This is a genomic window from Pseudarthrobacter sp. PvP004 (assembly GCF_017876035.1).
Taxonomy (GTDB): Bacteria; Actinomycetota; Actinomycetes; order Actinomycetales; family Micrococcaceae; genus Arthrobacter; species Arthrobacter aurescens_A.
Window position 1 is genome coordinate 4,767,806 of sequence record NZ_JAGINL010000001.1, and the last position, 13,436, is coordinate 4,781,241.

Below are 13,436 nucleotides of genomic sequence, written 5' to 3' on the forward strand. Positions count from 1 at the left end.
CATTCATTGGCGTACCCTGGGGGCCCTTTTTTGCGTAGGCTGGAGTTCGAGCGCATCGAAAGGGAAATCCATGCCGGAGGTCGAGAGATATCAGCAGGGAACACCGTGTTGGGTGGACCTGTCCTCCACCGACATTGAAGTTTCCAAAAAGTTCTACAGTGACCTTTTTGGTTGGGAGCTTGATGCCATGGACGCAGGAAATGGCATGACCTATTACATGGCCAAACTCCAGGGCCGATACGTCGCCGGGATGATGCAGCAGCTGCCCGATGCCCCGGCGGGCATGCCTTCCTATTGGGCGAACTACATTGCCGTTGATTCCGCCGATGAGGCCGCCCAGCGCGTGGAAGCCGCTGGGGGAACCCTCCTTTCCCCTCCTGAGTCGGTGCCAAACGGCAGCGGACGTATGTTCTTCGCCACAGATCCCACCGGTGCCCAGATTGGCTTCTGGGAGGCCGGCAACCATCCGGGATCAGGCTTGGTCAATGAGCCAGGAGCCATGATTTGGAACGAACTGCAGACGGACGACGTCCGGAAGGCCGTAGCGTTCTACGAGGCTGTGACGGGTTGCACCAGTGAGACCACGCCGGCCGGTGACCTGCAGGAGTACACGAGCCTGCTGGTGGATGGAAGACGCATCGCCGGTGCGCTCAAGTTGCCCATTGAAGGGCTGTCGCCGTTCTGGATGACGTACTTCAACGTGACGGACATTGATGCCACGGTGGAGCAGGCCGTCGAGTTGGGCTGCCACGTCATCGCCCCGGCATTCGATGTGCCGGGGGTTGGGCGAATGGGAGTTCTCATGGACCCGGCGGGCGCAGCATTCAGCATCATGACAGGACTCGCAGCATGACAGCGCGCAAGCACTACGCCAGCGGTGAGCCGTGCTGGGCGGACCTTCAGACAAGGGACGTCGCGGCGGCTAAAACCTTCTACGGACAAGTCTTCGGCTGGACTTTCAAGGACCTGCCTACGCCGGACGGACGCAGCTATGCCCAAGCCTTCGTCAAGGATCACCTGGTGGCTGTGATCGCCCCGCAGAACCCCATGCAGGAGGCCGCCGGAACCCGGGGCCAGTGGAACGTCTACATTTCGGCCACTGACACGGAGGAAATCGCTGAGGACGCGGTCCACGCGGGAGGGAAACTTCAGTTTGGTCCGGAGGCTGTCGCGGATACGGGTGTCTTGGCGTTCATCGAACCTCCGGGCGGCGGAACCACGGGTATCTGGCAGGCAGGAACTCATGTGGGCAGTCACTTGTTCAACGAGCCCGGCGCATTGGCCTGGGCGGAACTGTTGACGCCCGAGCCGCAAGCCGCCGTCGCGTTTTTCCAGCAGCTTTTCGGGCATGACGTGACCGAATATCCCCAGGACGACGGCGGCAGCTACAGCACGCTGATGGTCAAGGGCGACGAAGTGGCTGGCATCGTTCCTGCCGATGAGGGCGACGACGCCGGCTGGCAGATCTACTTCGGCGTCGCGGATCTGCGAAAGGCCGCGGACGCGGCGGTGGTCGCCGGGGGAGAGCTTCTGGTGGAACCGGAGGACAAGCCCGAAACAGGGTCCTTGGCCACCATTCAGGATCCGCAGGGCGGGGTCCTGAGCCTGATCCAGGTCTAGGAAGAGCAAAAGAGCGGCCGGGCAGTTTGTGACTGCCCGGCCGCTCTCTACAAAGCGGTACGCGCTTAGGCGTAGGCGTTCACCAAACGGACAGCGCCGCCGTCGACGCCCTTGGCACCCTGGACGTAGTCCGGGCCGGTCTTGTCGATCGAGTCGCTGTCTGCCGAGACGGTACCCATCACCCAGGACGGCAGGCCGCGGTCGTTGAGGCGGGCAACAGCTGCATCGGCTGCTTCGGCGGAAACAATGGCAACCATGCCCACGCCAAGGTTCAGTGTGCGCTCCAGGTCGGCCAGTGGAACGTTGCCCAGCTCAGAGACCAATTTGAAGATGGCGGGCAGTTCCCAGGTGTTGCGGTCAACCGTGGCCACGAGGCCCTGCGGGAGGACACGGGCCAGGTTGGCAGCCAGGCCGCCACCGGTGACGTGGCTGAAGCCATGAACTGCTGCGTCGCCCGTGACCGGGAAGGTGCGTGCGAGGTCCAAGCAGTCGGCTGCGTAAACGCGGGTGGGCTCCAGGAGTTCTTCACCCAGCGTGCGGCCGAGTTCGGAAACCTGGCGGTCCAGGGCCCAGCCGGCGTGGTTGATGACGCGGCGGACCAGGGAGTAGCCGTTGGAGTGCAGGCCGGAGGAGGCCATGCCGATGACGACGTCGCCAGCACGGACGCGGTCCGGGCCGAGCAATGCGTCGGCTTCGACGATGCCTGTAGCGGCACCTGCGACGTCGTACTCGTGCTCACCCAGGAGACCCGGGTGCTCAGCGGTTTCGCCTCCCACCAAGGCGGTGCCGGCGACGGAACACGCAGCAGCGATACCGCGGACGATGTCCGCGATGCGCTCCGGGACAACCTTGCCGCACGCGATGTAGTCCGTCATGTACAGGGGCTCAGCACCCACCACAACGATGTCGTCCACCACCATGCCAACCAGGTCGAAACCGATGGTGTCGTGGATGTCCATGGCCTGGGCGATAGCAACCTTGGTGCCAACGCCGTCCGTGGACGTTGCCAGCAGCGGCTTCTTGTAGGTAAGCAGCTTGGAGACGTCATACAGGCCAGCGAAACCGCCGACGCCGCCAATCACCGACGAGTTGTGGGTCGCCTTGATAGCGCCCTTCATGAGTTCGACTGCACGGTCTCCCGCTTCGACGTCGACACCCGCGGAGGCGTAGGTGATACCGGAGTTGTTCTCAGCGGCAGGGGTTGCGGAGGTCATACAGACTCTTTCTTGTCGGCGTCGGTCAAACGATCAGCGTCGGTAAGCAGGTTTTCGAATTCGGCGTCAGGCCCGGGATCGCAACCCGTGGCGCCCGGCTTCTCGGCAGGGTCCTCGGTATTGTCCACGGACGTGTCTTCTGCAGCAGGCAAGCCGCCAAGGTCGGTGCGCTCCAGCAGGTTCTTGCCCAACTTGTCCGCGTGCGGCAGCTCGATGGGGTATTTGCCAGTGAAACAGGCGGTGCAGAGGCGTTCGCGCGGCTGCTGGGTAGCGCCGATCATGCCGTCCTCGGAGATGTAGGCCAGCGAGTCAGCGCCGATAGCCTGCGAGATCTCCTCGATGGTGGCGCCGTTGGCGATGAGTTCCGCGCGGGACGCGAAGTCGATGCCGTAGAAGCAGGGCCACTGAACCGGGGGAGATGAAATCTTGACGTGCACTGCTGCGGCACCGGCTTCACGGAGCATCCGAACGATGGCGCGCTGCGTGTTGCCACGGACGATCGAGTCATCAACTACAACAATGCGCTTGCCACGGATGACGGATTCCAGGGCGTTGAGCTTGAGCCGGATACCCAGCTGGCGCAGCGTCTGCGACGGCTGGATGAACGTGCGGCCCACGTACGCGTTCTTGACGAAGCCGTGTGCGAACGGGATGCCGGACTGCTCTGCGTATCCAACAGCCGCGGGGGTACCGGACTCGGGAACCGGAATCACGAGGTCTGCCTCATGCGTGTTTTCGCGGGCCAACTGGCGGCCCATCTCAACACGGGCCTCGTACACGGAGCGGCCGGCGATGGCAGCATCCGGGCGGGCGAGGTAGACGTACTCGAAGACACAGCCGGCGGGAGTCGCCTCGGCGAAGCGCTGCGAACGGACGCCGTCCTCATCGATAGCAATGAATTCGCCGGGCTCGATCTCGCGGATGAAGCTCGCGCCAACGGTAGCCAGGCCGGCTTGCTCTGAGGCGACAACCCAGCCGCGCTCCAGACGGCCAAGACACAGCGGGCGGATGCCGTACGTATCGCGGGCTGCGTAGAGGGTTCCTTCGTCCATGAAGACGAAGCAGAAGCCACCCTTGATCTTGGGCAGCAGCTCCAGAGCAGTCTGCTCCAGGGTCTTGCCCTCTTCGCCCTCCAGGAGAGCTGTCACCAGTGCGGTGTCCGAGGTGTTGCCCTGCTTCATTTCACCGGTCAGCTGGCCGTCGTTGCGCTCAAGGATCATTTCCCGGAGCTCAGCGGTGTTGGTCAGGTTGCCGTTGTGAGCCAAGGCAACCGTACCGGTTGCTGTTGCACCCAGGGTTGGCTGCGCGTTGGCCCAGTGGCTTGCACCGGTGGTGGAATACCGGCAGTGGCCCACGGCCAGGTGCCCGGTAAGGGTGTTCAGGGTTGTCTCATCGAAGACTTGGGACACAAGGCCCATGTCCTTATAGACATTGATGCGCTTGCCGTCACTGGTAGCGATACCAGCCGATTCTTGTCCGCGGTGCTGCAGCGCATACAGCCCGTAATAGGTGAGTTTTGCTACTTCTTCACCGGGAGCCCAGACCCCAAAGACGCCACAAGCGTCCTGAGGGCCTTTTTCGCCGGGGAGAAGATCATGAGAAAGTTTTCCGTCGCCACGTGCCACTGGTCGATTGTCTCATGTTGTGGCCGTGGTACGTTCCCCCGCGGGCTATGTGACCCTGTGAACGGGCGCAGAATAGGCGTGTTCCCGCGAAAATGCGGCGTGTCTCACATTTGCTGCCCTGTGAAGAGGCAGGCCAAGCGCCTGACTTAGCGGACGCCGTCGTTCTCTGGTCCTTCATCCGGAACCGAGTCCGGAACGGGCTCCACTACGGCGCGCTGGGTGCGCTTGACGCTGAGGCGGTCCAGGATCAGGGCGAGGATGGAGAACAGGATGACGCCGCCGCCGGCGCAGACAATCAGGAAGAATCCGAACACAGTGCCGGCATCAAACGCGGGGTCGGCCTGGCGCCCGTAGGCGATGATCGCGGCCACGATTGCACCAACCACGGCCCCCAAAATCATGAAGGGTACAAACTTGGGCGCCCGGCGAACGGTGATCTCGCGGCGGGCGGAGTTGGGGGTGGTGTCCTCTGAAGCCATGCCTTCAAGCGTACCGTTCTCCGCCGATGTGACAGTTAATGCCAATGTTCGTGGTGAACATTGGCATTAACTGGCAACTCGTCGGGGTGTGCTAGCTGCCGCGGTACGTCGAGAACGCGAACGGGCTCAGCAGGAGAGGCACGTGGTAGTGCTCGCCGGCGTCGGAAACTGTGAAGTTCAGGTCCACTTCCGGGAAGAACGTCTCGGTACCGAGGCCCTCGTAGTAAGCGCCCGTAGCGAAGTTCAGGCGGTAGGCGCCGCCCGGAATCCGTTCGGGGCCGAGCGTCTTGATACGGCCGTCGGCGTCGGTTTCGCCCTTCGCTACCAGGGTCCAGTCGTCGCCTTCGCGGACGTAAAGTACGACGGCGACACCCGCCGCCGGGCGTCCGGAACCGGTGTCCAGAATATGGGTTGTTACCTGTGAAACGCTCATGCGTTGACTCCTTCGCTGATCAGTCCGGAGAGACGCAACAGTGCGATCTCGCGGAGCTGGCCGGCCACGATCGTGTCTTCTTCTTCGGGGGTGTGGGTGATGCGTTCCTGGAGGGTGTTGAGGATTTCCTCGGCGCTGCGACCCGCAGCGCGAATCAGGAAGACCCTGCCGAACTTCTCCTCGTAGGCGCGGTTGCCCTCGGCGAGTGCGGCTGTGGTGTGGTTGTCGCCTGGGTCCACGCCGGCCTGTTCCGAGCGCGACATCGCGGCCTCGGTGGTCTGCGCCTTGGGGCGTTCGCCGATCCTGGGGTGGTGGGCCATGGCTGACTCCACCTCGGCCGCGGTGAAGGGCTCGGCGGCGCGCTGCGCTTGCCCTAGCAGTTCGTCGACGCTGGCGTACGGACGCGCGTCAACGATTGCTTCCACCCAGCGGCTGATATCCAGGCAAGGGGTCAGCGTCTTGATGGCCTGGTCCCGTTCAACACTGTTGAATACTGCAAGCTCCATGCTTGTGTCATCCTCATGCAAAATGCTGGCATCCATGGTGTGGGCTATGCGGAACTCCTGCTGGTACAGGAGGAAGCCCGTGCTTCAAGCTTCCGCATCATGGAACTGTTATTTCAGCATACGTAATTCAGTTAAGCCGAGTGGGCGGGCTGGTGTCAAGAGCCTACAGCGCTGTGACGGCGCGTTCGAGCCGTGAGGTAGAGGCGATGCGCCGTGATTACCAACGCCAGCCAGGCGATGCCAATAGCCCAGGCTGCCAAGACATCCGTCAGCCAATGGTGGCCCAGGTAGACCCGGCTGAGGCCCATCGTGAAAGCGAAAGCCGCGGCCAGGAGCACCGTGATAACCCTCGCCTTGGTGGTCTTGAGCCTCAGGATGATCAGGTAGGCCACGATGCCGGCTATCACCAGGGAGTTCAAAGAGTGGCCGCTGGGGAATGATGCGGAGTGCTCGTAAGGAGGAATTGCGTCCGCGATGTCCGGGCGGCTGCGGCCGAAGATCGGCTTGCCCAAGACGGTGATGATCAAAGATCCCAGACCTGCTGCGAGCATCAGGATGACAGGAGTCCATGACCTCCTTTTGGTGGCCAGAAAAATCATGATGCCCACGGCGATGAGGGGCATGCCCACGGTGCCGCCAATATTCGTGTAGGCGGTGGTTGCCGCGTCCAAAGCGGGAGAGCGCACCGTCTTGGCTGCCGCCAGCACGGGATCATCCAATCCGGCCACGCCGTCGGCTTCCGTCACGGACTCGTAGACCTCACCAAACACCAGGGCCAGGGACAGGGCAACGGCAAGTCCCACAATAAGGGTGATGATCAGGGCTGCATACGGCCCGAGCAGGGACGTGACTTTTTCGGCGCCTCCGGCCAGCACCCGGCCGGCAGGGGACTTCCAGCGCGTCAGGTCCTGCCCGGCGACGAAACGGTCCTGGCTTACCTCGCCCCTGACGCCTTGCTCCGGCGCCTCTTTTCCTTCAGTCGTCACTCGCGTCCCCTATCCGTGGCGGCCTCAGTATTGGTGAGTAACCTTAGCAGTTGGGGCTTGGGGGTTCCTGGGCTTTGCTGGCATCAGGGCAGTGATTCGCCCACTTTCACCAGCAGTGTCTGTTCCTGCTTGAGCTCCGCGCCGGTGTCGCGGAGCGGGCGGAGCTGTGGAACCGACCGACCCGTCGCGGGGTCCACCAAGGTTGAGTGCGCTTCGTCGGGACCGAAGGCGTTACGTTCGCCCCACTGCCGGAGACTGAGGATGAGGGTGAAGAGGTCCCGTCCCGCGCTTGTTAGCTCGTACTCGGTTCGAGTGCCCCGGTCATTGGGGATCCGAGTGAGGACGCCCCTGTCTACCAGGAGGCGCAGGCGGTCCGAAAGGATGTTCTTCGCCGCGCCCAGCGATCTCTCAAATTCTGAGAAGCGACGCTTGCCGTCCAGTGAATCCCGGATGATCAGCAGGATCCATTTGTCGCCCACAAGGTCGGCCGCCCGGGCTACCGGGCATTCGGGATCGGTCCACTCGATACTACTTGGTTGCAACATGAAACCATTCTGCCATAGTCTCAAATGGTTGCATATCGAAACCAAAATAATGGAGAAGGTGCCATGAGCAGTGACCAACTGACGAAATCCACGCAAGAAATCAGCCGTACCCTCGTGCTGTTGCTCGCGGGCGTCGCAGGATTCATGGTGTCGAACATCTACTACGGCCAGCCACTCTTGGAGCGCATCAGCGCCGACATGGATATCTCCGTGGCGAGCATCGGCTGGATCGTGGCGTCATCCCAAGCCGGATATCTCCTGGGGCTTGTTCTCCTGGTGCCATTGGGGGACATGGTGGACCGTCGCAAACTCATCACAGTCCAAGTGGCTGCCAGCGCAGTCGGCGCCTTTGCCGTAACCCTTGCTTCATCCCAAACAGCCTTGCTGCTCGCCTTCGCGCTCCTGGGCCTGGCCTCATCCGTAGTGCAGACCATCGTCGCGTACACCGCCGCATCCAGTACCCCGGACCAAAGGGGAGGAAGCATAGGTACTGTTACTGCCGGCGTCGTAAGTGGCCTCATCCTTGCACGGACCATAGCGGGCGGCATGACGGAGCTGTGGGGTTGGAGGTCGGTTTATGTTTCCGCGGCGGCGGCCGGGGCGGTCCTCGCCGTCGCCGTCTTCCGCGCCCTGCCGCCGGACAGCGATGCCCGCGGCGAAATGCGCTACTGGCGGGCTGTCACGTCAGTTGTTGTCCTGACCCGCCGCAACCCTGTGTTCCGTACCCGTGCGCTCATCACCATGCTGCTGTTCGCGTCCTTCGGCGTGCTGTGGAGCGGGATGTCGTTGCTGCTCAGCGGTCCCGCGTGGAACCTACCGCCGGGGGCGATTGGGCTCATGGGGCTGGCCGGCCTTGTGGGAATACTGGCTGCGTCCAAAGCTGGTGCTACGGCAGACCGCGGATGGGGACAACGGGTCACGGGTTTCAGCTTGGTGGCGCTCCTGGGCTCGTGGCTCACGCTGTCCCTGGGGAACTGGTCATTGCTCTGGTTCATCGCCGGCATCATCGTGCTCGACGCCGCTGTGCAGGCCGTTCATGTCAGCAGTCAAACCATGATCGTGGCGGGCGCTGAAGAGTCCGCCAGCAGCATCATTGGCAGCTACATGGTGTTCTACTCGGTGGGCAGTGCGCTGGGCGCCGCCGCCGTTGCCCCGGTGTTCGATGTCTGGGGATGGACCGGGGCCAGCGTTCTTGGGGCAGGATTCGCGCTGCTTGCGCTCGCGGTTTGGGGAACGGACCGGCTGAGGCGCCACAGCAAGCATGCTGGGGGTGTTGGTTAGCTCCGCACAGCGGGCTGGGGCAGAATGACCTCAAGCAGCTGAAGGAGTTCGCACATGCCAGACATTCTGACGTCCAGGTTCCTGTTCGGTCCCGGCCCGAGCAATTGCTACCCCGAAGCCATGTCCGCCCTGGCCTATCCCGTGCTCGGCCACCTTGACCCTGTGTTCATCGAGCGGCTTGACCACACCTGCGAAGGCCTCCGGACTGTGTGGGGTACGTCCAATGCGCGGACTCTTCCGCTGAGTGCCACGGGCTCCGGTGGCATGGAAGCGGCTTTCGTGAACACCGTGTCCGACGGCGACGTGGCAGTGATCGCTGTCAACGGACTTTTTGGGGCGCGGATGTGTGAGGTTGCCCGGCGATGCGGGGCAACGGTTGTCCGTGTTGATCATGAATGGGGACAGCCCGTAGACGCTGACCGCGTACTCTCGGCACACCCTCATCCGAAGGTGATCGCTGCCGTTCATGCCGAGACTTCCGTGGGCGTGCTCTCCGACATCGCTGCGCTCGGTGCCGGCAAGGGCGACGCGCTGTTGATTACTGACGCCGTCACGTCCATCGGCGGTTTGGAGCTCCGGGCAGACGACTGGGGGATCGACGTCGGATACGCCGGAACGCAGAAATGCCTGGGTGTGCCGCCAGGATTGTCGCCGTTCACGGTGTCCGACCGCGCCTTTGAGCGCCGGGTCAAAGATCCGCGCTCCTGGTATCTCGATATCGGGCTGCTCGGCGGGTACGTCGGCGCGGCCAGCGGTGCCCGGACGTATCACCACACTGCGCCCGTCACCATGATTGCCGGCCTGGAAGCCGCGCTGGACCGTATCCTCGCCGAGGGGCTGGACGTTGTTCAGGCCCGGCATCGCGCTGCTGGTGCGGCCTTGCAGGAAGGGCTGCAGGACATGGGGCTGGAACTGTTCGCCGCCGAGGGTTCCCGGTTGCCCAGTCTCACCACCGTTAAAGTGCCCGACGGCGTCAGCTCTGCTGCCGTCCGCGCTTACCTTCTGGAAAACTTCAGTATGGAAATCGGCTCGGGTGTCGGTGAGTTCGCGGACACTGTGTGGCGCATCGGAATGATGGGCCCGAACGCCAACAGTGCTTCCGTGACCCTGGTGCTGGGCGCCCTGAAAGAGGCCATCGCCAAAGCCTGACGCTCTCTCACATCCCGCGTGCTTGGGTGGGACGCTCTCTCACGTCCCGCGTGTTTGGGTGGGACGCTCTCTCACGTCCCGCGTGTTTGGGTGGGACGCTCTCTCATGTCCCGCGTGTTTGGTCAGCTGGCCGGGATTTCCTTCGGGTCGCAGCTCTCGGACTTAACTGGAACTGTGACGTCGAGGTAGGCGGGGAACTTTGATCGGACGCTCACCGTGGCGCCCGCGGCATCAGTGCTCCGTGTGACCACCCACCCTCCGGGAACAGGATCGGTTCCGTCGAAGGCAGGAAATCCGTGCTTTTCGAGGGCAGGATCGGCCGCAGCGAAGAGATCCTCAAAGTTTCTGGATGGATCCACGATGTCCGCGCTGCTTTTCATGCTTTGCGGGGAGAGCATGCATCTTCCGTCTCCGGTGAGGCTCATGCTTGCCGGGCCGTCGACGGACCAGGTGATGCCCGGCATCTTCGTTTCCAAGGCGGCGACAAGTTCCTTGGTCAGAGCGTCGTACCTGGCGATGCTCTCAGGGACAGGAGCAGGTTCGGAAGTAATGGGAGGCGCCTTGCTGGGTTCCCGTGTGGTTTCGCCGGGGGCGCTGCACCCGGCAGCACCAACAGATCCCATGACGAGGGCAACGGCCACCGCGAACGGGCGCGCTGATGTTCGAAGCATGCAGCGGTTCATTTCTTCCCCGGTTTCATTTAGTGCTCGACGGCGGATCTCACCGAATGCTGTCACGCTGCGTTGCGCTCGGCGATGGGGAGAACAACCCTTTGCAGATGAGAGAGGGTTGCGGTCAAGGGCGGGGGATGTGAGAGAGGGTTGCGGTCAAGCGCGCGGGATGTGAGAGAGGGTTGCGGTCAAGGGCGGGGGAGGTGAGAGAGGGTTAGGTGTCGCGGGTCAGGATCCAGGTGTTGGTGCCGTCCTGACGCTCGAAAGTCACTGTGGTCACCAAAGCCTCGATCAGTGCCAGCCCGCGGCCGGACTCTGCGTCCGAGTCCGGCATGGAAGCCTGCATGTCATTGGCAAATGGTTCGCGGGCGTTGAACGCACTGACCCTTGCCACCAGTCGGGTAGGCCGAACGCTGATGTCGACGTCGATCTCCACAGGCTTCTCCGCCACGGGAAGCGCGTGCTGCACGATGTTCGCGGCTGCCTCGATGACGGCCGTAGCGAAGGTCATCCGATCCATGTCCGGCACGAAGGACGCATCGTCCCACAGGGCGTCCAGCTCGTTGTGGATGGCCTCGATAGCTTCCTCGTTGGACGGCCCATGGAAGCCCCGGCTGGCGATGACCTCAGTCATCGCCGAACGCAGCTTCTGCGGTGGGGTACGCCGTGAGTACCCTGTCCATGTTGGTCAGTTCCAGAACCATCTTGACCTGCGGCTGGACCCCGGCGATCCGGAGGTCGCCGCCTGCCTGCCGTGCGGCCTTGAGGCAACCGATCAGGGCGCCAAGCCCGGAGGAATCCATGAAGTCGGTTTCTGCCAGATTCACCACCACACGGCTGGAGCCACCGGCAACAACCTCGGCCACTACTTCGCGCAGCTTGGGAGCGGCCACCATGTTCAGCCGGCCCACGCCCTTCACCTCCGCGTAGGAGTCGTTGACCTCATAGCTAAACTGCATCTGCATTCCTCTCCTCGGGGCGCTCCGGCCCGACAACTTCGGGCACGAAACCTTTGTACAAAACTGCTTTGACCAGCACGCTCAGGACCACAAGGTCGAACGCAACCCACGCTACGTTTACCAGTGTGCCTAAGGGCTCGGACATTCCGGCGAGTAGCCGAATAAGGCCAACAATCAGCGCCACTGCCAGCAAGACGGCCACGATGATCTGCGGCCGGATCAGGCTCCAACTGGGCCCGCCGCTTTGCCGTGCCTTGGGGGTGACCGCGAACCCGAGGGGACGTCCGAACCAAACGTTCCGTGCCGCCGTCGTGCAGGCCTTGATCCACGTGGGGAACAGGGCAAGGCTGTACTGCTGTCCGCGCCAGGTGGGAATCCCATGCCCGGCCACAAGGAACAGCAATTGATTGACCACCATGAACGGGATGAAGCGGATGAAGAAGTCGGAGCTGATGCTGTTGACCGGCAGGATGCCGAGCGTCAGGTAGATGATGGGCGCCGCGAAATAGACCACGGCAGCGAAGCCGCTCAGGTACGTCCACATCGTGGAGAAGTACATGAGCCGTTGGCCCCACGTGAGCCGACGCTGGACCAACGGGTTCTCGCGGAGGAGGACCTGCATGGTGCCCTGGGCCCAGCGGAGGCGCTGGGTCAGCATGGTTTTGACGTCCTCCGGAGCCAGCCCGTTAGCGAGGATTTCGTGGTGGTAAACGCTCTTCCAACCCAGGCCGTGCAGGCGCATCGCGGTGGCCATGTCCTCGGTGACGGAGATGGTGGCCAGCGGCATGATTGGCTGGGCCTCGTCGGTGCGTTCCACCGAGATGGCGTCCAGGACAGCGTGAACCGACTCGAGCGCACCCAGCGGGGACCAGTCGCGTCCGGACATGCGGTCGACGGCGTCAGTCGCCACAGTTGTCACGCCCGACTCGCCGACGTGGGCGAGTTCCATGGCAGCGATCTCTTCGAGGTCGGACTGGAGTGCCGAGAAGTCGGCGGCCACCAGGGTGCGGACGGCGTCGTCTACTTGGCGGCGAACCCGGTACGTGATTTCGCTAAGGGATGCCCCGGCTTCGAGTTCCTTCTGCGCTGATTCCGTTGCGGCTTCCACCTCGTTCAGCATTTGCTCCACGAGGGGGTTCTCGGCCTCGGGTGATCGCCGTGCCTTCTTGATGGCGGTGCGCGAGGCAGCGAGGGCTCGCCGGACGCTCTTCTCGGTGGCTTTGACGTAGCCCACAAGGCCCAGCTGCATGAGGGCTTCCCGTCGGAGAATCGCATTGGACCCGCAGAAGAATGCAGCGTTCCAGCCGTCCTTGCCCTGCTGGATGGGGCCGTAGAACAGGGGAGCCTGGCTGCCGAGGGGGTCGTCGGCGGGGACGTTGATGAAGTACTGCGGAGTCTGGACGAGCGCCACTTTGTCGTCGTTGAAGTAGCCCAGCGTCTTGTCCAGGATGTCCGGCTCGGGGATCTGGTCGGCGTCGAGAATCAACAGGTACTCGCCGGAGGTGACCATGAGCGCGTTGTTCAGGTTGCCCGCCTTGGCGTGCCGCGGCATGTCCGGTGTCCAGTCCGCGCCACGCGTGACGTAGCCAATCCCGTTCGATTCGGCGAGTTCGCGCATCTCGGGGCGATCGCCGTCGTCGAGGATCCAAGTGCTGTGCGGCCAGCGGATCTCCTTGGCCGCCAAGGCCGTAGTCATCACCAGGTCCAACGGCTCGTTGTAGGTGGTGATGAAGACGTCCACCGTTGCGTCGGCTGGGGGAGGGGGTGGCGGTTTCCGGAATTTGATGTTCCACACGGTCAGGCCGAACAACATGACATCGATCAGGCTGTACGTCTCGGCAATCACCAATGGAACAGCGATCCACCACGCTTCCCAGTTCAGCGAGGCCATCCAACGCCACGCTACGTAGTTGACGCCCAAAATGACCGTCAGCACCACGATCAGCCGGGTCCAGAAACGTGTCACAA

At 63.0% G+C, this 13,436-nt stretch carries 15 protein-coding genes; 4 read left to right on the forward strand and 11 right to left on the reverse strand.

The annotated features are described in order from the left end of the window. Positions 1–70 precede the first annotated feature (70 nt). Both J3A64_RS21830 and J3A64_RS21835 read left to right on the forward strand, forming a co-directional pair. Positions 71–853, forward strand: a complete 783-nt coding sequence (locus J3A64_RS21830) for a VOC family protein (protein WP_011776147.1) — start codon at positions 71–73, stop codon at positions 851–853. Beyond that, complete coding sequence (locus tag J3A64_RS21835; protein WP_011776146.1) at positions 850–1,620, forward strand: VOC family protein; 771 nt, start codon at positions 850–852, stop codon at positions 1,618–1,620. The genes J3A64_RS21830 and J3A64_RS21835 overlap by 4 nt, the downstream gene beginning before the upstream one ends. Positions 1,621–1,685: 65 nt before the next feature. On the opposite strand, the gene purM is transcribed toward J3A64_RS21835, so the two are convergent. The 7 genes from purM to J3A64_RS21870 all read right to left on the reverse strand — a co-directional run bounded on the left by purM (position 1,686) and on the right by J3A64_RS21870 (position 7,408). After that, the gene (purM, locus tag J3A64_RS21840) at positions 1,686–2,834 is read right to left on the reverse strand and encodes a phosphoribosylformylglycinamidine cyclo-ligase (protein ID WP_014922810.1); all 1,149 of its coding nucleotides are present in this window, start codon (positions 2,832–2,834) and stop codon (positions 1,686–1,688) included. Next, the gene (gene purF / locus J3A64_RS21845; protein ID WP_210065864.1) at positions 2,831–4,459 is read right to left on the reverse strand and encodes an amidophosphoribosyltransferase; all 1,629 of its coding nucleotides are present in this window, start codon (positions 4,457–4,459) and stop codon (positions 2,831–2,833) included. Before purF ends, purM begins: the two co-directional genes overlap by 4 nt. A 146-nt stretch (positions 4,460–4,605) precedes the next feature. Beyond that, positions 4,606–4,938, reverse strand: coding sequence for a hypothetical protein (locus tag J3A64_RS21850; protein WP_210065865.1), 333 nt, complete (start codon positions 4,936–4,938; stop codon positions 4,606–4,608). Positions 4,939–5,029: 91 nt separating this feature from the next. Next, positions 5,030–5,371, reverse strand: coding sequence for a hydroxyisourate hydrolase (gene uraH / locus J3A64_RS21855; RefSeq protein ID WP_017199951.1), 342 nt, complete (start codon positions 5,369–5,371; stop codon positions 5,030–5,032). Next, positions 5,368–5,877 carry a 2-oxo-4-hydroxy-4-carboxy-5-ureidoimidazoline decarboxylase gene (gene uraD / locus J3A64_RS21860; RefSeq protein ID WP_043471507.1) on the reverse strand — a complete coding sequence of 170 codons (510 nt, stop codon included), beginning with the start codon at positions 5,875–5,877 and terminating at the stop codon, positions 5,368–5,370. Before uraD ends, uraH begins: the two co-directional genes overlap by 4 nt. Before the next feature lie 155 nt (positions 5,878–6,032). Further along, complete coding sequence (locus tag J3A64_RS21865; protein ID WP_014922807.1) at positions 6,033–6,863, reverse strand: phosphatase PAP2 family protein; 831 nt, start codon at positions 6,861–6,863, stop codon at positions 6,033–6,035. Positions 6,864–6,946: 83 nt separating this feature from the next. Further along, the gene (locus J3A64_RS21870) at positions 6,947–7,408 is read right to left on the reverse strand and encodes a helix-turn-helix domain-containing protein (RefSeq protein WP_011776139.1); all 462 of its coding nucleotides are present in this window, start codon (positions 7,406–7,408) and stop codon (positions 6,947–6,949) included. A 63-nt stretch (positions 7,409–7,471) separates the two neighbouring features. Here J3A64_RS21870 and J3A64_RS21875 point away from each other — a divergent pair, with 63 nt between their 5' ends. After that, positions 7,472–8,689, forward strand: a complete 1,218-nt coding sequence (locus J3A64_RS21875) for an MFS transporter (RefSeq protein ID WP_210065867.1) — start codon at positions 7,472–7,474, stop codon at positions 8,687–8,689. A 54-nt stretch (positions 8,690–8,743) separates the two neighbouring features. Then, the gene (locus J3A64_RS21880; protein WP_210065870.1) at positions 8,744–9,838 is read left to right on the forward strand and encodes an alanine--glyoxylate aminotransferase family protein; all 1,095 of its coding nucleotides are present in this window, start codon (positions 8,744–8,746) and stop codon (positions 9,836–9,838) included. Between the two features lie 122 nt (positions 9,839–9,960). Here J3A64_RS21880 and J3A64_RS21885 read toward each other — a convergent pair whose 3' ends face one another. The 4 genes from J3A64_RS21885 to J3A64_RS21900 all read right to left on the reverse strand — a co-directional run bounded on the left by J3A64_RS21885 (position 9,961) and on the right by J3A64_RS21900 (position 13,434). Then, on the reverse strand, positions 9,961–10,509 hold the full coding sequence (locus J3A64_RS21885) for a hypothetical protein (RefSeq protein WP_286176439.1): 549 nt from the start codon (positions 10,507–10,509) through the stop codon (positions 9,961–9,963). A gap of 214 nt (positions 10,510–10,723) precedes the next feature. Further along, positions 10,724–11,143 carry an ATP-binding protein gene (locus J3A64_RS21890; protein WP_014922803.1) on the reverse strand — a complete coding sequence of 140 codons (420 nt, stop codon included), beginning with the start codon at positions 11,141–11,143 and terminating at the stop codon, positions 10,724–10,726. Next, positions 11,136–11,468, reverse strand: coding sequence for an STAS domain-containing protein (locus tag J3A64_RS21895; RefSeq protein ID WP_014922802.1), 333 nt, complete (start codon positions 11,466–11,468; stop codon positions 11,136–11,138). The genes J3A64_RS21890 and J3A64_RS21895 overlap by 8 nt, the downstream gene beginning before the upstream one ends. Further along, positions 11,458–13,434: a glycosyltransferase family 2 protein gene (locus tag J3A64_RS21900; protein WP_210065875.1), complete on the reverse strand. Its 1,977-nt coding sequence runs from the start codon at positions 13,432–13,434 to the stop codon at positions 11,458–11,460. Before J3A64_RS21900 ends, J3A64_RS21895 begins: the two co-directional genes overlap by 11 nt. Positions 13,435–13,436: the final 2 nt, after the last annotated feature.